Origin of the sequence: Bacillus sp. FSL W7-1582 (genome assembly GCF_038593325.1) — a bacterium.
Taxonomy (GTDB): domain Bacteria; phylum Bacillota; class Bacilli; order Bacillales; family Bacillaceae; genus Bacillus; species Bacillus altitudinis.
This window is the reverse complement of the sequence record NZ_CP151987.1, coordinates 1,834,618-1,858,586: the sequence shown is the minus strand read 5'-3', so window position 1 is coordinate 1,858,586 and position 23,969 is coordinate 1,834,618. Positions and strand designations below refer to the sequence as shown.

Sequence of the window (23,969 nt, the reverse complement as noted above, 5' to 3'; positions counted from 1 at the left end):
TCGTTTCTACCAGTATAAAAAAAGAACCGTCACATGACTATAGACGATTCTACAAAATATCAGGCTGTTTTATCGTATTTTTTGTATCATGATCTAAAAGCAGCAAGGCCAAATAAAAAAGCATCGCATCTTGCATACGCTTTGGATCAAGTGTCGTTAAATCCTGGATCCGTTTTAATCTGTAATGAAGTGTATTAATATGGACATGCATAGCTTCTGCTGTATGTTTCAATGAGTAATCCGAAGCTATGAGTACCCGCAAAGTTTTCACTAGTTCAGGATAGGGGAAAAGGGACGCAATCGTTCGATCAAGAAACGCATCTTTTGTTTCCTGACTGATTTCCTCCATAAAAAGTTCAAGTGTCAAATCTTCATCAAACACAATGGGTGTTTCAGCATGCGCCAATTTTAAAGCGCGAAACGCTTGATGAAAGGACTGCTTCATGACATGAGAAGCTGCTGGTTTTCCTGCCCCCATTAAAATCCTCGATGGTGACAGCGCTGTGAGCGCAGCATGAATATGGAACAAGCGCTTGTGCCATGTATCACGACCATCTGGTGTGGCTTGTAGCATGAGCAAAAAACGTGCATGCCCCCAGCGCACAATGATCTCCTGATTGGTGAGTTGCAGTTTGTCCTTCATCAGTTTGTATTGATCCTGCTTCATAAACGATTCGTCTTGACAATCAATGAGAATAGCGACACGCTGCTTGTTGACATCAAGGCCAAGCCGCTGCGCCTTCTCGGTCATACCTGCCGCTGTCTCTGGCAGATGAAGCCAGTCGAACACAAATGCTTCAAGCTGCCGTTCATCTGTTTCCGTTTCTTGAAAAAATTCATGTTCTTGAATGAGCAGCTCCGTCATTTTACGTAAAATGTCGCCAAAAGGGGAGACATGCCTAGGATCACCTGTCATTCCAATGACCCCAATGACTTCTTGTTTAAAATAAATAGGCAGATTGATACCGGCTTTGACGCCTTTCATCTGCAGCACATCATCCTTTGTGAGAATTCGTTTCTGCCCTTCTAAGGATGTGACATATGCTCCTTCATGAAATTGACCAATGCGTGCTGGATCTGTTGCAGCAATAATGGTACCGTTTGTTTGTGTGATGATGATTTCTTCCGTCAGTACCTTTTTGACCTCATCTACGATTTTTTCTGCCAGTGTCATTGTGAGCAAAACGGTCCCCTCCGAGATGTTTCTTTTTCCACTATCATACCATCATATGCTCAGGCATATCTTTCTTTTCATGTGTTATGCTAAAATAAAAAACGCATATGAAGTAGATGAAAGGAGATACAGTCATGTCACTGCAAAATCGCTTACAAGATTTATTGAAAGAAGGGCAGGCGCTCACCGACTTTGAATATAACAAAGCCGCAAGTCAAAATTGGCCGTTAGAAGGGGCAAAAATGACAGAAGAAGCACGCTTTGCTGATGTTTATATAGAACGTGTAGACAAAGAATCGGAGGAAATGATTCAAGCAGAAAATGCTGCCTTTTTAAATACACCTCTTACATACGTAAAAAAACAACAAAAAGAATTCATTTATATCGAGTCGAAGTGGTTTGATGTGGTGAGAGCCGACGGACTTGCCATAGAATGGGATGAAGTATTTCAGACGTATACCGTGTTATTCGGATTGAAGCGTCCTAAAAAAGATACTGGATTACTAAAAGAGATGCTCTCAACATTAAATGGTGCTCAGCTTCAATTTAATGGACAAGACGGGTTATTTGATGTCAACATTCCGCTTCTTGAACTAGAGGACATCAAAGAAGATACACCTTTGATTGGTGTGATCTCAGCAGTGTACCGCTATTTATTCAACTTGCTCATGCAGCTTGAAAATGAATGAATCAAAAAACGGCTCAAATTCCTGAGCCGTTTTTTAGAGCAATCCTCTTATGAATTGAGCCTCACCCATCCCGAAGCTCCAATCGGCGTCTCCATTTTCCACGATGGAGATCATCACATCCGTCTTGGCAACCCCGCATTCTTTTTCTACACGTTCTGCGATTTGTGCATAAAGCTGTTCCTTTTGCTCTTTCGTCCGCTGTTTACTGACAACACTAATGACAACAAGATCTTTTGTTCTCGGATAACCAAGCCCAGTGTCTTCAATCATCATCTCTTCAGGGCGGTGCTGATGAACAATTTGATAGCGATCTCGTTCAGGTACCCCAAAGGCATCAACCATTGCTTCATGGCAAGTGTCCAGCAGTTTTTTTAATTCCTCTTTTGAACGGCCTTCTATCACGTCAAATCGTAACAACGGCATCAGGTCAACCTCCAAATATGTGTTTAATATACAATCATAATGTAACCAACACTTCGCCGTTTCACTCTTTTGCGCATAAGAAAAAAGCCAAAACATTGGCGCTTGGCTTTTTCGCTCTGGACTAAGGCGTGACAAATTTCACATCATGCTCTTTTCCATATTGAAGGTAATCTTCATTTGGTTGTTCATTCGTCACGACGATGTCTATGTCTTTTAAGTCACAAAACGTGGTCAAGGCATAATGGTCAAACTTACTATCATCGACTAATAAAAAGGTTTTGGCGTTTTTTTCAACGAGCGTTTTTTTAATATCTGTCTCAAGCGGGGAGGAATTCGTGACGCCATGATCAATGGATAAACCAGTTGATGCAATAAATGCTTTATTGACATTGTATGCTTTGAGACGCTCAACACTTTGATAACCAACGAAAGAATTTGTTTTTCGCTCTAGCATACCGCCGGTTGAAAAGATGGTGAGGTGTTCATAAGGCATAGCCTGTGTAATGAAATCCACGTTATTTGTCACAACGGTAATCTGTTTCTCCTTCAAATAGGGAAGCATCTCCAGTGTCGTTGTACCAGAATCAACAAAAATCATATCACCATGTTCAACAAAAGCGGCGGCAGCCTGTCCGATCAATTGTTTTTTACTCAGCTGACGAGTCTTTCGCTCCTGATACACCACCAATGTTGTGTGATTCACAGCGACGCCGCCGTACACTTTCTTTAGCACGCCGGATTCTACCAATGCTTGTACATCTCGGCGTATGGTGTTTTTTGAGACGCCAAAATGCGTCACAAGCTCATCAAGAGAGGCAGATTCCCGGTCAAATACATACTCTTTTATTTGCTGAATACGTTTTGTTTTTATCATGCTACAATCTCCAATCAATACGAATATGCTGATTCTATTATAACAATAATTCCACGTAAAAGATGTCACTGATCAACATGGGAGAATCTAATGATCTTTTTCTCTTATCTTTTCTCATTTTTCATAAAAGCGTATGATAGAGAAAAGAGGATAGAAAGGATATTCACTTCTATGAATGAACACAACATACAATTTTCAAAGCTTGCAAATTTTAGAGAGGTAGGGGGACTTCAAACAACGGATCAGATGGTCATCAAACAAGGAATGATTTATCGATCTGCTGATTTATCACGTCTCACGAAGCAAGACATATTGACGTTCTCAACACTTGGAATTCAAACGATTTGTGACCTGCGTACAAGCTCAGAACGAAAATCACACCCACCAAAGATCATGGAACATGACAAAATTGTTCATATCCCTATGCAGCCTGACAGCATGATGCCTAGCAAATGGACCATGTTTCGTATGCTGATAGCAGAAGGAAAATCTCTATCCTTTACACCGATCATGAAAGATGTATATCAAAGCATGCTCTATGAGCGAAAAAAAGAGATTCAGCAATTGTTTACATTACTGTCAGATGAAAAAAATTATCCGCTTATGCTTCATTGTACAAGTGGAAAGGACCGTACAGGCTTTTTATCTGCTCTTATTCAATTAGCAGCGGGTGTACCGGTGCATACCGTTTTAAGTGAATACATGCGTTCCAATGAAGGCGTGAAAATGCTAGTGAAAAGACAAGAACGATTTGTTCGCATGATGAGTTTATATCGGGTGTCAAAAGAACAAATTCAGCCCCTGCTCGGTGTGCAGCAAGATTATCTTGAAGATGTACTGAATGAGATGATGGATACATACGGAAGTGCAGAGCGGTATTTACTAGAAGCCTGCGACGTCCCGAAAGCTCAGCTGCTTAAAATGAAAAACATCTTGCTTACACCATCTGCTAGCATTCCATCACAAAACGCAGAATAAACTTAATATGAGGTGATGCAAAACATGCTGAAAAAGATCAGTATGACGGTTCTGACACTAGTTTTCATGGGTGTCTTCTTATTGATTCCGTCTAGCAGTCTAGCTCGTTCGATGCCAAAAGGGAAGCTTGAGAGCACAAGAGAGATGCGTGCAGTGTGGGTCGCATCGGTTTATAACTTAGATTGGCCTTCAAAGAAAGGACTGCCCGCAGATGAGCAGAAACAAGAGTTCATTCAACTGTTAGACGACATCAAAGCGATGAATATGAACGCCGTCATCATGCAAATTAAACCAACAGCAGATGCCTTTTATCCATCGAAATTCGGTCCATGGTCTGAATATTTGACTGGTACACAAGGGAAAGACCCTGGATATGACCCGCTTGAATTTATGATAGAAGAAGCACATAAACGCGGCCTTGAATTTCATGCTTGGTTTAACCCTTATCGAATCACCATGAATCATACCGATCTCAACCGGTTATCAGCCGATCATCCTGCAAGAGCACACCCTGAGTGGACCATTGCCTACGGAAATCAGCTGTACTTTAATCCAGGCATTCCTGATGCTCAGGACTTCATTGTTGACGGGATAGAGGAAGTAGTGAAAAACTACGATATTGATGCGGTGCATATGGATGATTATTTTTACCCGAATAAAATCGCTGGTGTGCCATTTCCAGATCAAGAAACGTATGAAACTTACGGGCAGAAATTCACACATATAGAAGATTGGCGAAGAGATAATGTGAACGAGCTAGTGAAGCAGATCAATGACACCATTAAGAAAGAAAAGCCGTATGTGAAATTCGGCATTAGCCCATTTGGTGTATGGCGCAACATAAAAGATGACCCAACCGGTTCAAACACAACAGCAGGGATGACCAATTATGATGATTTGTATGCTGATACAAGAGAATGGATACAGCAGCACCATATTGATTATATCACCCCGCAAATTTATTGGAGTATCGGCTTTCAGCCCGCTGCCTATGATGTGCTGACGAAATGGTGGTCAAATGAAGTGAAGGGGCAGCCTGTTCATTTGTACATTGGTCAAGCGACGTATAAAATCAATCAAAACAGTGATCCTGCTTGGTCTGATCCAGAGGAGTATTTTCGCCAGATCGAGCTGAACAGGCAGTCACAGCTCGTACAAGGAAGCATGCATTTTAGTCTGAAAGATATCAATCGGAATCCCTTGAATGTAAAGAAACGATTAATAGAAGAAACCTATAGCAAACCAGCTCTCATACCAGAGATGCCATGGCTTCATCAAAAAGCGCCAAAAAAACCAATCATCCAATCTGTGAAAAAGACAGAGGATGGCGCAGTTTTACAGATACAAAATGATCCGCGCTCTAGTGCATCCTATTATGCAGTCTATCGATTGTCGAATAAAGGGACATACGAATTTGTGCAAACGGTCAGAAAAGAAACAGGTTCCTTCACACAAACGAAAGACATTTTAGCCAATCAAAAGAAGAGCTATACCTATAAAGTGACGGCACTCAATCGCCTTCATCATGAAAGCAAACCTTCTACAAAAACAGTAAAATAACAAAGACAGCATAAATGAGGGTTTTCCTCCATTTATGCTTTTTTGCTTTCTCTATTTTTCTACTATTTTTATTTTAATTTTCTGAATTCAATCAAGCTTGGCATGAAGCAGCTATTTCAATAATAAATATGATAGAAAAGCGCCAAAGGGGGAAGCACAATGGATTTTGAATTAACGAAAGAGCAGCAAATGATCCGTCAGATGGTCAAAGAATTTGCAAAAACAGAAATTGCACCGCACGCTCAAACTGTTGATGAACAGGCAGCATTTCCCGTAAAAACATTTCAAAAAATGGGGGAGCTCGGTTTTATGGGTATACCCTTTCCAGAGAAATATGGAGGATCTGGAGGAGATACGATCTCGTATGCACTGGCAGTCGAGGAAATTGGAAAACAGTGTGCGAGTACAGGTTTAAGTTATGCCGCAGCGGTTTCCTTAGGCGCAAGTCCACTTTATTACTTCGGGACGGAGGAGCAAAAGATGGACCATCTTGTTCCATTAGCCTCTGGAACAGCGCTTGGCTCCTTCGGATTAACAGAACCAAACGCTGGATCAGATGCAAAAGGAACAAAAACAAAAGCCATTCAAGACGGACAAGAATATGTCATCAGTGGGGAAAAGTGCTGGATCACAAATGCCAATTATGCCAGAACGATTATTGTCACCGCTGTAACAGATCATGATGAAAACGGACGTCCAATCATCTCCGCCTTTATTGTGGAGAAAGGACAAAAGGGACTGTCGATTACAAACCCATATGACAAAATGGGGGTTCGTGGTTCAGATACGGCTGAAATCATTTTAGACGAAGTGCGTGTACCAGCGCATCATATATTAGGAGACAAATCGAAAGGATTCAAGCAATTTTTATATACATTAGACGGCGGACGAATTTCCATTGCAGCCTTATCTGTCGGAATTGCGCAAGCGGCACTTGATGCTTCACTTTCCTATGCAAAAGAAAGAAAGCAATTTGGAAAGACGCTCTCATCCTTCCAGGCCATTCAGTTTAAGCTGGCGGATATGGCGATGCAAATAGAGCTTGCAAGACAAATGGTCTGGAAAGCCGCTTGGCTGAAAGATCAAGGCAAACCATTTACAAAAGAAGCGGCCTATGCCAAACTGTTTGCTTCAGAAATGGCCACAAAAGCAAGTCTTGATGCGGTCCAAATTCATGGCGGAACAGGCTATATGAAAGAATGCGGTGTTGAACGGCTTGTGAGAGATGCCAAGCTGATGGAAATTGGAGAAGGAACCTCTGAAATTCAGCGGCTCGTGATCGCAAGACAGCTGTTAGCGTAATACCTTAATGAAAACGCTTACTAAACATGAGGGAGGAAAGCAATGATGTCGATTCACCCGCAAACGATTGGCTCCCTATTAAGAGAAAAAAAAGAACAGCATCCAGCACATGAAGCCATTGTTTACCCAGAACGTTCTTTACGTTATTCGTACGAAGCGTTTTATCAAGAGGTCAAGGCAACAGGTAAAGGTCTCATGGCATTAGGCGTTCAAAAGGGAGATCACATCGCCATTATGGCACCAAATATACCTGAATGGCTCATTCTTCAATTTGCCTGCGCCTCCATTGGTGCTGTTCTTGTCACTGTGAATACCAATTTTCAATCACAGGAACTCGCCTATTTACTCAAGCATTCTGACAGCAAAATGTTGTTTATTGTAGACGGCTTTAAAGAAACGTCCTATGTCAACATGCTTGAAGAGCTGATTCCAGAACTTCAAACCGCTCATCAAGAGGAAATCACTTCCACACAATTTCCTTATTTAAAAAGATGTATCTATATCGGTCAGCATCTACCAAACGGCATGCTCGGCTGGGATCGTCTTCAAGTGGCTGCCAAAAGAAGCGAAGATTATCAATGGGAGAAGCGAATGAATGAGCTCACGCCTGATGACGTTATTAATATGCAGTACACTTCAGGCACAACCGGCTATCCAAAAGGCGTTATGCTCAGCCACACAAACATCGTCTGTAATGCGAGTCAAATCGCAGATTGTATGAAATTAACAGAGCAGGACCGTATGTGTATCCCAGTGCCGTTCTTTCATTGCTTCGGCTCTGTTCTTGGTGTACTTGCTTGTCTCACAAAAGGGGGAACGATCATTCCACTTGAATCATTCCATCCAGAACGAGTCCTCCAAACAGTAGAAAAAGAAAAATGCACGGTTCTTCACGGTGTACCAACCATGTTCATCGCGGAGCTCGATCATCCAAATTTCCACTCTTATGACCTGTCCACATTACGAACGGGCATTATGGCCGGTTCACTCTGCCCATCCCATGTCATGAAAGCAGTCATTGAAAAAATGGGACTTAGAGAGCTCACGATTGCCTATGGTCAGACCGAAAGTTCACCGGTCATTACCCAAACAAGAACCGATGATTCGTTTGAAAGACGAGTTCAAACGGTCGGACGTGCGCTTCCTCAAATTGAAGTCAAAATTGCTTTACCAGGAACATCAGAAGAAGTGCCAAGAGGACAGCAAGGGGAGCTTTGTACAAGAGGCTATCATGTCATGAAGGGCTATTATAAAAACGAAGAAGCAACAAATGAAGTCATTGATGAGGACGGATGGCTTCATACAGGGGATTTAGCTGAGATGGATCATGACGGTTATGTGAAGATCACAGGCCGGCTCAAAGATATGATCATCAGAGGCGGAGAGAATGTGTACCCAAAAGAGATTGAGGATGTCCTATACACTCACCCTGCCATTCTTGACGCACAGGTTGTTGGTATTCCTGATGAGACATACGGCGAGGAAGCAGCCGCATTCATTCGGCTGAAACAAGGGAAGTCGGTCTCAATTGAGACATTAACGAGCTATTGTCAGTCGCAAATGGCACGCTACAAAATCCCGAAATACTTTTTCATTACAGATGAGTACCCAATGACCGCCTCAGGCAAAATTCAGAAATTTCGCTTGAAAAAGCAGGCGCTTGATCTAATAAAGGAGTGAAGGCAGCGATGTTTGAACAAGTATTGATCGCCAATCGAGGCGAAATTGCCCGTAGAGTGATTCGGACATGTAAACGGCTCGGAATCAAAACCGTTGCCGTTTATTCAGAGGCTGATCAGCATGCACTTCATGTGCAAGAAGCAGACAGCGCCTATTATATCGGCGGCGCTAAAGTTTCTGAAAGCTATTTAAACATGGAAGCGATCATTAAGGTTGCCAAACAAACAAATGCTGATGCTATCCACCCAGGGTATGGTCTTTTATCAGAAAATGCGGCATTTGCTGAGCGCTGCCGGAGCGAGGGCATTGCCTTTATTGGACCATCTGCACAAGTCATTCAGCAGATGGGAAATAAAATTGAAGCGAGAAAAACGATGGAACAAGCGGGCATCCCAATCGTTCCTGGTGTTTCAGCCCCGCTTCATGATGCAGACGAAGGGGTTCATAAAGCACAGACACTCGGCTATCCCATTATGCTAAAAGCATCAAGCGGCGGCGGTGGGATTGGTATGCAGCTCGTCCGCAACGACGAAGAGCTGCATCGAGCGTTTGAAGGAAATCAAAAAAGAGCACAAAGTTTCTTTCAAGACGGTACGTTGTACATGGAAAAGGTGATTGAACACGCACGGCACATCGAAATTCAAGTTCTTTTTGATTCGTTCGGTCACGGCGTTCACTTATTTGAAAGAGATTGTTCACTCCAAAGAAGACATCAGAAAATTGTTGAAGAGGCACCAGCCGTCTGTCTTGAAGAAACTGTGAGACAGCAAATGGGACAGATGGCCGTCAAAGCTGCCAAAGCGATTGGGTATGAAAATGCGGGCACGATTGAATGTTTAGTCGATCAAAACCAGCAATTTTATTTCTTAGAAATGAATACGAGATTGCAAGTAGAACACCCTGTCACTGAAGAAATTACTGGGATTGACCTTGTCGAGGAGCAGCTAAAAATTGCAGCATTAGAGCCCCTGTCCTTCAGCCAAGAGGATATCCATCAAATTGGGCACGCGATTGAAGTTAGAATATACGCTGAAGACCCTGTGACATTTTACCCTTCGCCAGGCACGATCACTCGGCTTTCTACACCTGATGCCCCATACATCCGTCATGAGTCAAGCGTCACGAGTGGAAGTGTCATTACCCCATTTTACGATCCAATGATTGCGAAAATGATTGTGTACGGTGATACTCGAAAACTCGCCATAGAACGATTAAAAGCAGCATTACAAGCATATGAAATAGAAGGGATCAAAACCAATGTACCGCTTTTAAAGGAAATAGCCGAATCAACTGCCTTTTTACATGGCAGCATCACAACCGATTATCTGATGAAAAAAAGGGAGGAAAACCGTTCATGAAAACTGTCACGATACAAATGGCCGGAAACTTATGGAAGCTTCTTGTGAAACAGGGTGATGATGTGCAAAAAGGACAGGAAGTCGCCATCTTAGAATCGATGAAAATGGAGATTCCCATTGTTGCAGAAGAAGCAGGTGTGATCAGTAAAGTGTATAAGGCGGAGGGGGACTTTGTTGACGAGGGAGAGGTACTTTTGGAGCTGACAGAATAGGGGGAAAGCCGCATGGCATTACCAAAAAACGTGCTCATTAGAGAGGTCGGCCCGCGCGATGGCCTGCAAAATGAATCCGTTTGGCTGGACACAATGGAGAAGCGAACATGGATCCATTTACTCGAAGAAGCCCATCTTCCTTATATTGAAGTCACCTCATTTGTTCATCCGAAATGGGTTCCAGCCTTAAAAGACGCCAAAGAATTAGCCCAATCATTAAACAAAAAAGAGGATATTACCTATGCCGCACTCATCCCAAATGAAAAGGGGTTAGCTCATTTTTTTGAAGCAAACCTTGAGGTAGGGGCTATGTTTATCTCAGCGAGTGAGACACATAATAAAAAGAATATGAATCGATCTATACAGGAAACACTGCCTGTGATCAAACAAATGACAGCCGATTTAAAAGCAGAAGGACGGCAAACGCGGGCCTATATTTCAACCGTGTTTGGATGTCCTTATGAAAAACAAGTGCCGATGGACCAAGTGCTGCGATTAACGGAACAACTGCTCTCCTTCGGCATTGATGAAATATCACTCGGGGATACCATTGGGGAAGCCCATCCCCTACAAGTAGAAAGACGGTTAGACCTTTTACTTGAACGCTTTCCTGCTGATAAAATCGCGCTTCATTTTCATGATACGAAAGGAATGGGGCTTGCCAATATTTATACAGCATTAAAAGCCGGCATCACCATATTTGATGCCTCTAGCGGGGGGCTTGGCGGTTGTCCTTATGCACCTGGCTCCAGCGGAAACGTGGCGACAGAAGACGTGGTGCACATGCTTCACAAACTCGGGATCGAAACAAATGTCGACCTCCCTCGTTTGATCAAAGCGGCTGAATGGATTGAAGCAAAAGTGGATCGAACCCTGCCAAGTCACTGTTTACGCGCTTTTCAGTCTCACACTACTTGATAAAGGGTGAATCACATGACATCATTGGTCAATTTTTCAATACAAGATGATCATATTGGCATCATGACATTAAATAGACCAGCACAAGCCAATGCTCTATCAGCTGCTATGCTAGAGGAAATCAATCAAACGATTCAAGAAATCAAACATGATGAAAACATCCGCTGTTTGCTCATGACAGGAACTGGCGCTAAAGTTTTTTGCGCAGGAGCAGACTTAAAAGAACGGCGATTGATGACAGAACAAGAAGCCAAAGAAGCTGTTCTGACCATTCAGCAAACCTTTACAGACATTGAATCTTTGCCCGTTCCTGTCATTGCCGTGATAAACGGACACGCACTTGGCGGAGGTCTTGAGCTCGCGCTCGCCTGTGATCTCCGCATCGCAAGAGCGGGTGCAGCGCTCGGCCTGCCGGAAACAGGACTAGCTATCCTGCCGGGAGCAGGGGGCACACAAAGACTTCCGCGCCTGATCGGACCCGGGAAAGCGAAAGAAATGATCTTCACAGGCACTTCTTTACGAGCAGAAGAAGCCGTTAAAATCGGACTGATTGAACGTATCTCTACAGCCGATTCACTGATGAATGATGCCATCACACTCGCAAAACAAATCACCAAGAATGGACCGATTGCTTTAAAAGAAGCAAAACAAGCCATTCAATCCAGCCTTGATCACGATTTACAAACAGGGCTGACGAAAGAATACGAAGCTTATCTGCGGCTTATTCATACAGCAGATCGACTAGAAGGTCTCAAGGCTTTTCAAGAAAAACGAACGCCTTATTACAGAGGGAAATAGCAAGAAAGGGGAATGTTTATGATCGAAGAATATGAATTAAAAAAACAACGAATTGAAAAGGGCGGGGCAGAACGCTACCATCAAAAAAACAAAGAAAAAGGAAAATTATTTGTCCGTGATCGGCTTCATTTGTTATTAGATGAGGATTCTTTCATTGAAGATGCCATGTTTGCAGAGTGCAAAGATGAACATTTACCAGCAGATGGTGTCGTCACAGGAACCGGGCGTATGAATGGGCAGACTGTTTGCGTCATGGCAAACGACTCTACGGTTAAAGCAGGATCGTGGGGCGTCAAAACAGTAGAAAAAATCATTCGAATTCAAGAAACGGCCAAGAAACTCAATTGTCCTATGCTGTATCTAGTCGATTCTGCGGGTGCAAGAATCACTGATCAAATCGCCATGTTTCCAGGCAGAAGAGGAGCAGGGCGCATTTTTTATAACCAAGTCAAGCTGTCTGGGCGTATCCCACAAATTTGTTTACTCTTCGGTCCATCTGCAGCCGGTGGTGCGTATATCCCTGCTTTTTGTGACATTGTCGTCATGGTCGAAGGAAATGCCTCTATGTATTTAGGCTCGCCGCGAATGGCTGAAATGGTGATCGGTGAAAAAGTATCACTTGAGGAAATGGGCGGTGCGAAAATGCATTGCAGCATTTCTGGATGCGGAGATATATTAGCCAAAACAGAGGAAGAGGCCATTCAAATTGCACGTGATTATTTAACCTATATGCCTGCCAACTATACAGAAAAACCAAAAATGACAGCAGCAAAAGCACCTAAACCATCTGAAATTACCATCCAAGACTTAATCCCTAAAGGCCAGAATACCCCATTTGATATGTATCAACTCATCGATTTACTGATTGATGAAGGGTCATTTTTTGAAATCAAAAAGCTGTTTGCCGCAGAGTTAATCACCGGCTTTGGCAGAATGAACGGTCAGCCTATCGGTCTCATTGCCAATCAGCCAAGGGTCAAAGGCGGCGTATTATTCCACGACTCAGCTGATAAAGCCGCCAAGTTTATTCAGCTCTGTGATGCCTTTCATATCCCGCTGCTCTTTCTTGCGGACATACCAGGATTTATGATTGGAACAAAAGTGGAACAAGCCGGCATTATTCGTCATGGGGCAAAAATGATCTCCGCTATGTCAGAGGCGACCGTTCCGAAAATATCCGTCATCGTCCGTAAAGCATACGGAGCAGGACTATATGCAATGGCAGGCCCTGCTTTTGAGCCAGACTGCTGTCTCGCTCTTCCATCGGCGCAAATCGCTGTGATGGGTCCAGAAGCCGCTGTAAATGCCGTCTATGCAAATAAAATTGCAGAACTCCCGCCCGAAGAGAGGGCTTCATTTATACAAGAGAAACGGAAGGAATACCAGGAAGATATGAATATCTATGAGCTTGCCTCTGAAATGATTGTCGATGGCGTCATCCCATTTGACCGTCTAAGAACGGAACTTTGTCATAGATTACTAGCCTATTCATCGAAAGACATGACATTTACGAAACGAAAACATCCGGTCTATCCGGTCTAAAGGGGGCAGTCCTCATGATCAACCTGAAACCAGAATGGATACCGGAAGAAAAGCAGAGCCAAAAAACACGTTTGCATCAGTGGATGAAATCTCTTGGTTTTTCTACGTATGACTCATTCTATCAAGCCAGTATTGCACGCACAGACTGGTTTTGGAGAGAAGCGGAAAAGGCGGTTGGAATTCAGTGGAAAAAACCATATGAAGCGGCATTAGGTCACCACTCATTGATGTGGCCGAAATGGTATCAGGGCGGCACACTTAACATCACCGAAACGGCTGTGGACAAATGGGCAGAAAAAGAAGAGACGAAGCATCAGCCCGCCATCATTTGGAGCAATGAAGCCGGTGAAGAAAAGAAATGGTCATTTCTCGAACTTCAAGAGAAAGTGAGCCGTCTTGCAGCTGGCTTTTTGAAAGAAGGACTTCAAAAAGGGGATGTAGCCATCATCTATATGCCAATGCTTCCAGAAACGGTCGCCGTCATGCTTGCCTTTACAAAGATTGGTGTTATTTTCAGCCCAGTCTTCTCAGGCTATGGAAGCGAGCCACTCGCTGTACGCATTCGTGCGTCAGGCGCATCCATTGTCGTCACAGCGAATGAAATGATGCGGCGAGGGAAAACGATCAACATGCGGGAATGTGTGGCTAATGCCATCAACAAAACCACAACTGTGCAAAAAGTGATTGTGCACACTTCCTCTCATACCGGATATCAGGGCGATGTCCTGCTAAATGATTTGTTACAAGAACAGCCGATCACCGGCGTGACCTATGTCACAAATGAAGATCCGCTGATGATCTTGTATACGTCAGGCACAACCGGCACACCAAAGGGAGCCGTTCATACACACGCAGGCTTTCCGATAAAGGCAGCTTTTGATGCCGGGCTATGTATGGATGTGGCAAAAGGAGACCGGTTGTTTTGGCTGACTGATATGGGCTGGATGATGGGGCCATTCCTCGTCTTTGGCGGCTTGATCAATGGAGCTGCCATCGTTTTATATGACGGCGCTCCCGATTATCCAGATGAGCAGCAGCTCTGGTCATTCATCCATCAGAAGAAAGTCACTCATTTTGGGCTTTCCCCTACATTTGTTCGTTCTGCGATGCAGCAAACGATTGATGGGGTCGAGCTATCGCATGTCAAAGCCATTATTTCTACAGGGGAACCATGGAATGAAGCTCCGTGGCAATGGTTATTTCACACCATTGGTCAAAAGAACATCCCCATCTTAAATTATTCAGGAGGAACCGAGGTTTCTGGTGGCATTGTAGGCAGTACGCTGCTTCGTCCCATCAAACCGATTCTCTTTAATGCGGCGATCTTAGGAATGGCGGCAGATGTATACAATGAAGCTGGGCAAAGCGTGATGAATGAAGTAGGGGAGCTTGTGGTGAAAAAGCCATGGGTCGGCATGACATGTGGTTTTTGGAACGAACCGGAGCGTTATGAAGATACGTATTTCAAACGATTTGATGGTGTATGGACACACGGAGATTGGGTCATGCAAACAGAGGACGGAGAATTCCACATCACCGGCAGATCGGATGATGTCATTAATACAGCAGGGAAACGTATCGGGCCAGCTGAAATTGAATCCATCCTTACATGGCATCCTGCCGTGCATGAAGCCGCTGTGATTGGGGTAAAGGATGAGGTGAAAGGGGAGGCGCTCGTCTGTTTCATCGTGACCAGTCCTCATGCTTTTGAAGAAGCAACCCTTATCCAAGAGCTTTCAGCCCATGTTGGTTCACATGCTGGAAAAGCGCTCACACCAAAAGAAGTTCATCTCATTTCAGCTTTACCGAAAACAAGGAATGGAAAAATTGTACGACGTTTACTTAAAGGGGCGTATGAAGAGAAGCCTTCACCCGATCTATCTTCATTAGACAATCCAGATGTATATAAGAGTCTGACCGAATACTTGAATAAGAGACAGAAAAAATAAAAAAGACAGGATAATTCCTGTCTCTTTTTATTGCACATGAAAATTCGTTCCATCTGTTGTCTCTTTCACAATCCCTGCACGAATGACAAAATCGCCGAAATGTTCATGTTCTTCTCGTTCTTTTGCGTAGCGGGGGAGAATAGAGCCAAGTTCTTTTAGAATGTCTTCCTCACCCACATTTTCACGGTATAATTTACTTAATCTGCTGCCATCAAATGCGGCACCAAGATACATATTATACTTACCAGGTGATTTTCCGATAAATCCAATCTCTCCAAGCGCATGACGAGCACAACCATTTGGACAACCAGTCATTCGAATGGTGATTTCTTTATCACTTAATCCGTTTTCTTCCACGATGTCTTCGATTTTATCAATCAATCGTGGAAGGTAGCGCTCTGCTTCAGCCATCGCTAAACCGCAAGTTGGCAAAGAGACACAAGCCATTGAGCTGCGGCGCAGGGCAGAATGCTGCTGGCCGTCTGATAAACCAAACTTCTGAATGAGCTGTTCGATTTGTTTCTTTTTATGAGTTGTCACATTCCCAATGATTAAATTCTGATTGGCGGTTAGACGGAAGTCACCCGTATGCACCTTGGCAATTTCACGGATGCCTGTCATCAGCGGATAATCATTATAATCTGTGATGCGTCCGCCTTCTACAAACATCGTATAATGCCATCTGCCATTAATGCCTTTTACCCAGCCATAACGGTCACCGTTATGATCAAAGTGATAGTCCTTTGCCTCTAAAAGAGTAAACCCAAGACGGCGCTCAAGTTCTTCTTTTACATTCTCAAGACCAAGGCGGTCCACCGTATATTTAAAGCGGGCATTTTTTCGGACGGAACGGTTTCCGTAGTCACGTTGAATGGTGATGACTTGTTTGGCAATTTCTACGACTTGTTCAGGTGTACAAAAGCCGATGACCTTTGCAAGCTGCGGATAAGTCGCTGTATCACCATGCGTCATACCCATTCCGCCGCCAATTGCGACATTAAAACCGACCAGTTGATCGTTTTCTATAATGGCAATGAAGCCTAGATCCTGCGAAAAAACATCAATGTCATTAGCAGGAGGGACGGCCACGCCAATTTTGAATTTCCTTGGCAAATAAAGCGGACCATACATCGGTTCAACCTCAGTGTCAGGTGTTGCTGCTACCTTTTCCTCATCAAGCCAAATCTCATGATAGGCTCTTGTTTGTGGAAGTAAGTCATCACTTAATTTTTTTGCCAGCTCGTACACGTCATGATGCACTTCAGATTGATAAGGATTCGATGTACACATGACATTCCGGTTCACATCGCCGCAAGCTGCGATCGTATCAAGCATAGTAGAATGAATGTCTTGAATGGTCTTTTTCATATTCCATTTTAAAATACCGTGAAGCTGAAAGGTTTCACGAGTAGTCAGCTTTAACGTACCGTTTCCGTATTTGTGAGCAAGCTCATCCATCACAAGCCACTGCTTAGATGTGGCGATTCCGCCAGGCAGACGGACACGCAACATAAATTGATAGGCAGGCTCAAGCTTTTGTTTTTGTCGTTCATTTCTCAGATCACGATCATCTTGTAAGTAGCTGCCGTGATGCTTCATCAGTCGGTTGTCATCATCCGGAATTCCCGCTGAGATCGGATCAAGCATCACTTCTTTTAACGTACCCCGTAAATAATCACTTTTTTCTTTGATTTCCTCTACGTCGCTCGGAGGTCCATCCGGCGCTGTTAATGCTGTCTTCACCATGTAAGTAAAAGCTCCTTTCTTTCAAGCATCAAATCAATAAACGTCACGCTGATAGCGTTTTTGCTGCTGTAAGTTGGCAAGATAGCTTTCTGCTTTTTCTTTGCTCATCGCACCTTCTTCTTGAATGATGGATAGAAGGGTATTGTGAACATCATGCGCCATATGCTTTTCATCTCCGCAAATATACACGTAAGCACCTTGCTCAAGCCATTCAAATAATTCTGTGCTTTGTTTCTTCATTTGGTGCTGGACATATACTTTTTCCTCAGTATCTCTTGAAAAAGCCACGTCCATTTTCGTTAAGACGCCATCCTTTAACCACTTTTGCCATTCCGTTTGGTATAAGAAATCCGTCACAAAATGCTGATCACCGAAGAATAACCATGACTTTCCGTTTGCACCCATTTCCTCACGCTCCTGCATAAATGAACGGAAAGGGGCGATGCCTGTGCCTGGTCCTACCATAATGATCGGTGCATCTGGATCTTGAGGAAGCTTAAAGTTTTGGTTGTGCTGAATATAAACAGGTAACGTATCACCTGGCTGCAGGCGCTCTGCACATAAAATCGAACAGACACCTTGGCGTTCTCTGCCGTGCGCATCATATCTGACAGCCCCTATCGTCAAATGAACCTCTTCATCATTTGCTTTGAGACTGCTTGCAATGGAATAAAGGCGTGCAGGGATTTTTCTTAAAATGGACGTGAAATCTGCGGCGGTTCCTTCAAAAGGACCGAAATCACGAGCCGCATCTACTAAGTCCCGGCCTGCGATATATTCTTTCAGTTTTTCTTCGTTTCCTTCTTCTAAAAGGGTATGCAAGGATTCGCTTTTTGTCAGTTCAGCGATCTTTTGAAGAAGTGGTTTTGTTAAAACCGTGATCTCAAAATGCGAGGTGAGTGCTTCTTTTAAAGGAAGAGTGTCTCCGTTTTTATGAACGGTGACGGCTTCTTCTGCATTCCATCCGCATGTTTGAATCAGTTCATCGACAAGTGCAGGATCATTTGTCGGGTAAATGCCAAGGCTGTCACCTGGCTCATACACGAGGCCCGATCCTTCAAGAGAAAGCTCTAAGTGACGTGTTTCTTTATTAGATCCACGCCCATTTAAGTTGATATTTTCAAGAACTTCAGCATAAAAAGGATTCGTTCTTGAATATTCAGAAACGGCTTGATTGTTGGCTCCCGCTGATTCTTGCGGCAGTGAGACAGCTTCACCTTCACTCAAAGAAGAGGCAACACCTTGAAGCCATTCTGAAAACGGCTCATCATAATCAAGGTCACAATCCACTCGGTCAAACAGGCGAGTACCGCCAAGTTCTTCGAAGCGTTCATCAAATTCTTTTCCTGTCTGACAGAAGAATTCGTATGAGCTGTCACCTAATGAAAGGACAGAAAAGCTTAAATGATCGAGCTTTGGCGCACGTCTGCCGTGAACATATTCATGGAACGAAAGGGCATTATCCGGCGGATCTCCTTCGCCATGTGTGCTGACAATGACCAGTAAATTGTTTATTTTTTTCAGATTATTCGGTTTAAAATCGGACATAGAAGAGAGCGTCACTTGAAAGCCTTTCTCTTCAAGATGCTGGGCTGTCTTTTTTGCTAACCCTTCGGAATTGCCTGTTTGCGACCCATAAAGCACGGTCACATCTTTGCTCACAGGCTGGACAGGTGCTGCGGCAGAAGGCGCCGGAGCGACAACTTCTGAGCCGGCAAGGGTTGCCTGTGCTGATAAATAACCAGTAAGCCAAATTTTTTGCTGTTCTGTTAAAGTCGGAAGCAGCTGATTGAGTAACTCTGCCTGCTCCTGGCTAAACGGACTGTTCAATACATGAAGTTGCAACAATATCCACCTCACAAGGAATATAAACATAGATTAATTCGATAGGAATTATATATATAGGTTTAATTTGAACTTTACCGAAAGTTTGCCATTAAGTAAAATATATAATATTGATTGTCATGATTAAGATTTCTAATGACAAAACACGGATGAATAGGGGAGAGGGCACAAAAAAAGGAAAACGGATCACCGTTTTCCTCTTTTTCGCCTGACTTACGCCGTTGGAAGTCCCATCACAGCTTTCACTTCTAAATATTCCTCGATACCGAAGTCTCCCCATTCTCTTCCGATACCTGATTGCTTAAAGCCTCCAAATGGGGCAAAGTAATCTGTTTCTGCATTGTTAATGGTGATTTGACCGGCACGAATATGTTCAGCGACATATTTTAATGTTTTTTCATCTTGACCAACAACATAGCCGGCAAGACCATACACTGTATCGTTGGCGATCTCAAGGGCATGATCGAGGTCTTGATACGTGATCACACTCATGACTGGCCCAAAGATTTCTTCTTGCGCAATGGTCATATCATTTTTCACATTGGTGAAAATGGTATGCTTGGCGAAATATCCTTTATCGATTCCGTCCGGCTTTCCAGTTCCCCCAGCAAGAAGGGTAGCACCTTCTTCGATTCCTTTTTCAATATAAGATTGCACCGTATCCCACTGCTTTTTAGAAACAAGCGGGCCAGTAGCGTGATCTTCTCTCGGATCACCAACTGTAAACTTCGGCAGAGCGTTCAGCAGCGCTTTTTCAAACTTGTCTTTCATTGATTCTGGAATCAGCACACGTGTAGCTGCAGAGCATACTTGACCTGTGTTCATTGCAATATGATGAATAGCTGTTTCTGCTGCTTCGTCCACATCTGCATCGTCTAAGACGATAAGAGGGGATTTTCCGCCAAGCTCAAGTGCTACTTTCTTCACATTGTCCGCTGCGTTTTCCATAATTTTAGAGCCGACGGCACCTGATCCTGTAAATGAAACGAAGTCAATATCAGGATGTGAGCTAATGCCGTCACCAATCACGTCACCCGTTCCGTTTACTAAGTTGAAGACTCCTTTCGGTACACCTGCTTCATCAATAATGTCTGCAAGAATCATCGCAGCAAAAGGGGTAATTTCCGCTGGTTTTAAGACAACTGTTGAGCCTGCCGCAATGGCACCCGCAATTTTAAGAGATGTCTGATTCGTCGGGAAGTTCCACGGTGTAATCAATCCACTGACACCAATCGCCTCTTTTATAATCGTATGTCCACCGCGGTCTTCGGTAAATGTATAAGATTTCAGTGCTTCCGCAGCTTTAGAAAAATGTTCATAACCCATTTTGTAATGAACTTCTTCGGACACTTTCAGCGGTGCACCAAGCTCTTTTGTCATCACTTCTACAAGTTCATCCTTGCGTTTTTCGTACCCGCGCACAATGTTTTCCAGCATTTCTACTCGTTCATTTCGAGATGTTTTTGAGAAAGAAGGGAAGGCAGCTCGAGCTGCTTTGACAGCTTGATTTAAATCTTCTTTCGTTCCTAAACTAATGGTGCCAATGACTTCCTCTGTCGCAGGGTTAATGACCTCCGTCGTTTCGTTTCCTGTTGATGCGACCCATTCTCCATTAATAAAGTGTTTCTCTTGATTTCTCATTCTGACATGTCTCCTTTTTATGTGTGATTCAATCCATTATTTTGTTTTCAGCTGATATAAAACTGTACCCACTGTGAAAAATCTAAAACAGAGAAACTGCATAAGAAAAAGTTTCTGATATAATACGCAAAGTGGGACATATGTCCTTTTCAACATGAGGGCATCTATCATTTAATGGAACTAGACTGAAAAAAGAAGGAGCTTTTGAACGAATGAAAGGTGTTATTTTCGCATTATTAGGAGGCGCTTGTATTACACTGCAAGGCGTAGCCAACGCCAGAATTAGTCAAGATATCGGGACGTGGCAGGCGGCAACGATCACGCAGCTGACAGGGTTTATCATCTCTCTCGTCATTTTACTCATCGTACGGGATGGCCACTTTAAGGAATACAAAAAAGTGCAGCCTCTTTATTTAATTGGAGGTGCATTTGCAGCCATTATTATCTTTAATGAGGTCACTGCCATTCAAATCATTGGTGTGACACTCACCATCGCTGCTTTACTTATCGCACAGCTTGCGTTTACCTTTGCCATCGATGCAAAAGGATGGTTTGGTGTTCAGAAGAAAAAAATGAAATGGCCCCATTATGCAGGCATCTTTTTAATGATTGCAGGCGTCATCATCTTAAAACTATAAAGGAGGGCATCAGATGGAGGAGCTGCATGATGAATCTCTTTTTTCCTCTTATATGAAGACGCATCAGTTACAGAATGTCTTTCATCAAAAACTCATCTCACATGTGAGCTTGTGGCGCTATCAGCAAGGTGAGCTGATTTGTTCAAAAGGGGATAAAAGGGAGTATATGTACTTGCTGGTGAAAGGAAAATTAAAGATTTTCACCACCACAAAGGAAGGAAAAACATTTATTCTTTGCTTTAAAAACCCACTTGAAGCGATTGGAGATATTGAATACGTTCAGCAGACAGATATGGTCAATACAGTTGAAGCCGTTACAGAAGTACATATGCTCAGGATTTCTCATCAAGCCCTCATGCGGCATGCAAAGGACGATCCACGAGTTTTAACCTTTTTGCTCAAGGGCATCACAAACAAATTTTATACAAAATCAAATGATTTAAGCTTCCACCTTTTATACCCTGTAGAGGTCAGGCTTGCAAGCTATTTATTGTCTGTTTTAACAGGTGATGATGACGCGCACGCACGGCCGCTTCGCCTCACGGATGCAGCGAGCTTAATTGGAACAAGCTACCGCCATATTAATCGGGTCATTCAGCAGTTCCAAGAAAAAGGGCTGATTGAAAGGCGAAGAGGAAAGATTACGATTTGTGATCAAAAAGGGCTTTTAGAAATAGCAGAACACAACATTTATGAATAGAAGAAACGAAGGGACTTATATATGATCATAGGAATAATATTAGCTGTCACTGCTGGGGCACTTGTCAGCTTACAAACCATTTTTAATAGTAAAGTTAATGAGCATACAGGCTCTTGGTCAACAACGACGCTAGTTCTAGGAATGGGCTTTATTGCTTCACTTTTGATGGGTCTTTTGTTAGAAGGAACCGGCATGTTTCAATTAAGGCATATGGAAGCCTGGTACTGGATAAGCGGAGCCATCGGGGTAGGCGTTGTCATCTGTCTTGTTCAGAGCATCAAACGTCTCGGTCCCACTTATGGAATCTCGATTGTTCTCACCTCCCAGCTAGGTTGTGCGCTTCTATTTGATTCGCTTGGCTGGCTTGGGTTAGAAAAAGTAACATTTTCTTTTACAAAATTATTAGGTGTACTTGTCATTGTGGCAGGAATCCTCGTATTTAAGTTAACCAAGCTGGAACCAGTAGAAGAGGAGCAGTCAAGAGAAAAAGGGCTGCCACAAAAGTAGCTGCCCTTTTATTTAAATCAACCGCCGCCATAAAACCGTTATGGTAGATAAACCAGTTAAAAGGAGCCTTTTCATGAAAGGCTTTTTTTTCTGTCCATAGTCGCTTGCTTTATATTCTGTCCGATCTTTCGCTACGAGAATACTATAAGCGATTTTTCGTTCGATTGCTTCCGTCAGAGATAACGCAAATGGTGCACTATCAATCACCAAAATCGATTCAGTATTTAAAAAGCTGGATCTTGCATCTAGATTATATGTTCCAATAATACTTAAGTTATCATCAATGACCATTGATTTGGCGTGAATTGAATACGGACCTTGATATTCATACAAATGAACACCTGTTTTCATCAATTCCTTTTTCGTGCTTAAATATCCTGCAAATGCTAAAGGGTTTGGTGTCGCTGTAAGAGAATTCGTCACGATCGTCGTTTGAATATCACTTGGTAATGGCGTGAGCCCGTCTTTCATTGGCCGTGTCGGTATGACATAAGGCGTCTGGATAAGAACAGAACGCTTTGACCGCTGTGCGAGATCGTTTAACTTTTTCAAGACGAGCGGACGTTTATTTAAGCGTTCCACTGGATTTGTGAAAAATGCAATCTGCTTTGCACGAATGGCGTCTTTTGCCCAATCATATGTGGACGTGACAAAGGGTTCTTTTGTACGAATGGCTTCCTGATAAGATCGAAGCAGCTGTTTTCTTAGCTTTTTTCCTTTTTTCGCTTTTGCCTTGGAAAATACATCTTTTGTTCTTTTCGTAAAATCATGATTCCACAAATAAACGAAATACTGCTCCATTTCATCTAATACTTTTCCTTTTTTGGCGTTGTACAGCAGCACATCTCGGTCATACGCAAAGTCTTTCGGCGGCTGATCTGCAAAGTATTTATCACCAATATTTCTGCCGCCCATGACAGCGACCCTGCCATCTGCCAAAAGAAGCTTATCGTGAAGGCGGTTATGCCACGTCCATGGCTTGAACAAACGAAAAGGCTCATAAAAACGAATGGCCATATTCGGGTGATTCGCCACAGCATAACGCAAATGCTTCAGCGGTCCACGCAGGCTATGGCAAATGCCATCTAACAACAGCTGAACTTTTACTCCTCGATCAGCCGCTTCAATTAAAGCACCAAGCACCCATTCGGCGGTTTTTCCTTTTTGAATGGAATAATAACTCAAACGAATGTTCTTTTCAGCCTCTCGAATCATTTGAACTCTCACTTGACCTGATTCAAATCCGTCATCAAGCAGCATGACTTGATTTATGCCTTGGTCGTCTCCTGAGATGGAAGAAGCTTTATAGATGCAATGTTCTTTACAAGTTTTTTGAAACGGTAAATAAAACAAGACAAATGCGGTCAAAAATACATACACCACATATAAAAAGATCAGAAAAAACAAGAATTGAAGCACAGTGATCAACTCCTTT

At 43.2% G+C, this 23,969-nt stretch carries 21 protein-coding genes; 14 read left to right on the top strand and 7 right to left on the bottom strand.

The window, feature by feature from the left end:
• Positions 1-49: 49 nt before the first annotated feature.
• Positions 50-1,183, bottom strand: a complete 1,134-nt coding sequence (locus NSQ11_RS09475) for a sugar diacid recognition domain-containing protein (protein ID WP_017359511.1) — start codon at positions 1,181-1,183, stop codon at positions 50-52.
• A 125-nt stretch (positions 1,184-1,308) separates the two neighbouring features.
• Here NSQ11_RS09475 and NSQ11_RS09470 point away from each other — a divergent pair, with 125 nt between their 5' ends.
• The gene (locus NSQ11_RS09470) at positions 1,309-1,863 is read left to right on the top strand and encodes a hypothetical protein (protein WP_041092801.1); all 555 of its coding nucleotides are present in this window, start codon (positions 1,309-1,311) and stop codon (positions 1,861-1,863) included.
• Positions 1,864-1,896: 33 nt separating this feature from the next.
• Here NSQ11_RS09470 and NSQ11_RS09465 read toward each other — a convergent pair whose 3' ends face one another.
• Both NSQ11_RS09465 and NSQ11_RS09460 read right to left on the bottom strand, forming a co-directional pair.
• The gene (locus NSQ11_RS09465) at positions 1,897-2,286 is read right to left on the bottom strand and encodes a tautomerase family protein (RefSeq protein ID WP_017359513.1); all 390 of its coding nucleotides are present in this window, start codon (positions 2,284-2,286) and stop codon (positions 1,897-1,899) included.
• Between the two features lie 121 nt (positions 2,287-2,407).
• Complete coding sequence (locus tag NSQ11_RS09460) at positions 2,408-3,160, bottom strand: DeoR/GlpR family DNA-binding transcription regulator (RefSeq protein ID WP_048002648.1); 753 nt, start codon at positions 3,158-3,160, stop codon at positions 2,408-2,410.
• Between the two features lie 90 nt (positions 3,161-3,250).
• On the opposite strand from NSQ11_RS09460, the gene NSQ11_RS09455 reads away from it, so the two are divergent.
• The 10 genes from NSQ11_RS09455 (at position 3,251) to NSQ11_RS09410 (ending at position 15,457) form a co-directional block, all read left to right on the top strand.
• The gene (locus NSQ11_RS09455; RefSeq protein WP_342501353.1) at positions 3,251-4,138 is read left to right on the top strand and encodes a tyrosine-protein phosphatase; all 888 of its coding nucleotides are present in this window, start codon (positions 3,251-3,253) and stop codon (positions 4,136-4,138) included.
• A gap of 24 nt (positions 4,139-4,162) precedes the next feature.
• The gene (locus NSQ11_RS09450; protein WP_342501352.1) at positions 4,163-5,698 is read left to right on the top strand and encodes a family 10 glycosylhydrolase; all 1,536 of its coding nucleotides are present in this window, start codon (positions 4,163-4,165) and stop codon (positions 5,696-5,698) included.
• Between the two features lie 159 nt (positions 5,699-5,857).
• Entirely contained in the window at positions 5,858-7,000 is a 1,143-nt protein-coding gene (locus NSQ11_RS09445; RefSeq protein ID WP_008346640.1) for an acyl-CoA dehydrogenase family protein, read from the top strand.
• Between the two features lie 42 nt (positions 7,001-7,042).
• Positions 7,043-8,680 (top strand): AMP-binding protein, encoded by a 1,638-nt coding sequence (locus tag NSQ11_RS09440; protein WP_048002651.1) that lies wholly within the window; start codon positions 7,043-7,045, stop codon positions 8,678-8,680.
• Positions 8,681-8,688: 8 nt separating this feature from the next.
• Positions 8,689-10,038 (top strand): acetyl-CoA carboxylase biotin carboxylase subunit, encoded by a 1,350-nt coding sequence (locus tag NSQ11_RS09435; RefSeq protein WP_035391838.1) that lies wholly within the window; start codon positions 8,689-8,691, stop codon positions 10,036-10,038.
• Positions 10,035-10,250, top strand: coding sequence for an acetyl-CoA carboxylase biotin carboxyl carrier protein subunit (locus NSQ11_RS09430; RefSeq protein WP_008346646.1), 216 nt, complete (start codon positions 10,035-10,037; stop codon positions 10,248-10,250). Before NSQ11_RS09435 ends, NSQ11_RS09430 begins: the two co-directional genes overlap by 4 nt.
• A gap of 12 nt (positions 10,251-10,262) precedes the next feature.
• Entirely contained in the window at positions 10,263-11,168 is a 906-nt protein-coding gene (locus NSQ11_RS09425) for a hydroxymethylglutaryl-CoA lyase (RefSeq protein WP_035391839.1), read from the top strand.
• 15 nt (positions 11,169-11,183) lie between these two features.
• Positions 11,184-11,966 carry an enoyl-CoA hydratase gene (locus tag NSQ11_RS09420; protein WP_342501351.1) on the top strand — a complete coding sequence of 261 codons (783 nt, stop codon included), beginning with the start codon at positions 11,184-11,186 and terminating at the stop codon, positions 11,964-11,966.
• Positions 11,967-11,984: 18 nt separating this feature from the next.
• Positions 11,985-13,508: an acyl-CoA carboxylase subunit beta gene (locus NSQ11_RS09415; protein ID WP_048002653.1), complete on the top strand. Its 1,524-nt coding sequence runs from the start codon at positions 11,985-11,987 to the stop codon at positions 13,506-13,508.
• A 14-nt stretch (positions 13,509-13,522) separates the two neighbouring features.
• Positions 13,523-15,457, top strand: a complete 1,935-nt coding sequence (locus tag NSQ11_RS09410; protein WP_342501350.1) for an AMP-binding protein — start codon at positions 13,523-13,525, stop codon at positions 15,455-15,457.
• Positions 15,458-15,484: 27 nt separating this feature from the next.
• Here NSQ11_RS09410 and cysI read toward each other — a convergent pair whose 3' ends face one another.
• The 3 genes from cysI to NSQ11_RS09395 form a co-directional block, all read right to left on the bottom strand.
• Positions 15,485-17,203, bottom strand: a complete 1,719-nt coding sequence (gene cysI, locus NSQ11_RS09405; protein WP_035704482.1) for an assimilatory sulfite reductase (NADPH) hemoprotein subunit — start codon at positions 17,201-17,203, stop codon at positions 15,485-15,487.
• 33 nt (positions 17,204-17,236) lie between these two features.
• Complete coding sequence (locus NSQ11_RS09400) at positions 17,237-19,048, bottom strand: assimilatory sulfite reductase (NADPH) flavoprotein subunit (protein WP_182489213.1); 1,812 nt, start codon at positions 19,046-19,048, stop codon at positions 17,237-17,239.
• A 213-nt stretch (positions 19,049-19,261) separates the two neighbouring features.
• Positions 19,262-20,689, bottom strand: coding sequence for an aldehyde dehydrogenase family protein (locus NSQ11_RS09395; protein ID WP_024718275.1), 1,428 nt, complete (start codon positions 20,687-20,689; stop codon positions 19,262-19,264).
• Positions 20,690-20,901: 212 nt separating this feature from the next.
• Between NSQ11_RS09395 and NSQ11_RS09390 the strand changes: the two genes are divergently transcribed.
• From NSQ11_RS09390 to NSQ11_RS09380, 3 genes are read left to right on the top strand one after another with little or no spacing between them, the layout of a single operon-like run.
• Positions 20,902-21,327 (top strand): DMT family transporter, encoded by a 426-nt coding sequence (locus NSQ11_RS09390; RefSeq protein ID WP_008343684.1) that lies wholly within the window; start codon positions 20,902-20,904, stop codon positions 21,325-21,327.
• Positions 21,328-21,340: 13 nt separating this feature from the next.
• Positions 21,341-22,027 (top strand): Crp/Fnr family transcriptional regulator, encoded by a 687-nt coding sequence (locus NSQ11_RS09385; protein WP_035704488.1) that lies wholly within the window; start codon positions 21,341-21,343, stop codon positions 22,025-22,027.
• Between the two features lie 21 nt (positions 22,028-22,048).
• Entirely contained in the window at positions 22,049-22,534 is a 486-nt protein-coding gene (locus tag NSQ11_RS09380) for a DMT family transporter (RefSeq protein WP_024718278.1), read from the top strand.
• 12 nt (positions 22,535-22,546) lie between these two features.
• Here NSQ11_RS09380 and NSQ11_RS09375 read toward each other — a convergent pair whose 3' ends face one another.
• Positions 22,547-23,953 carry a phospholipase D family protein gene (locus tag NSQ11_RS09375; protein WP_144626593.1) on the bottom strand — a complete coding sequence of 469 codons (1,407 nt, stop codon included), beginning with the start codon at positions 23,951-23,953 and terminating at the stop codon, positions 22,547-22,549.
• Between the last annotated feature and the right edge of the window lie 16 nt (positions 23,954-23,969).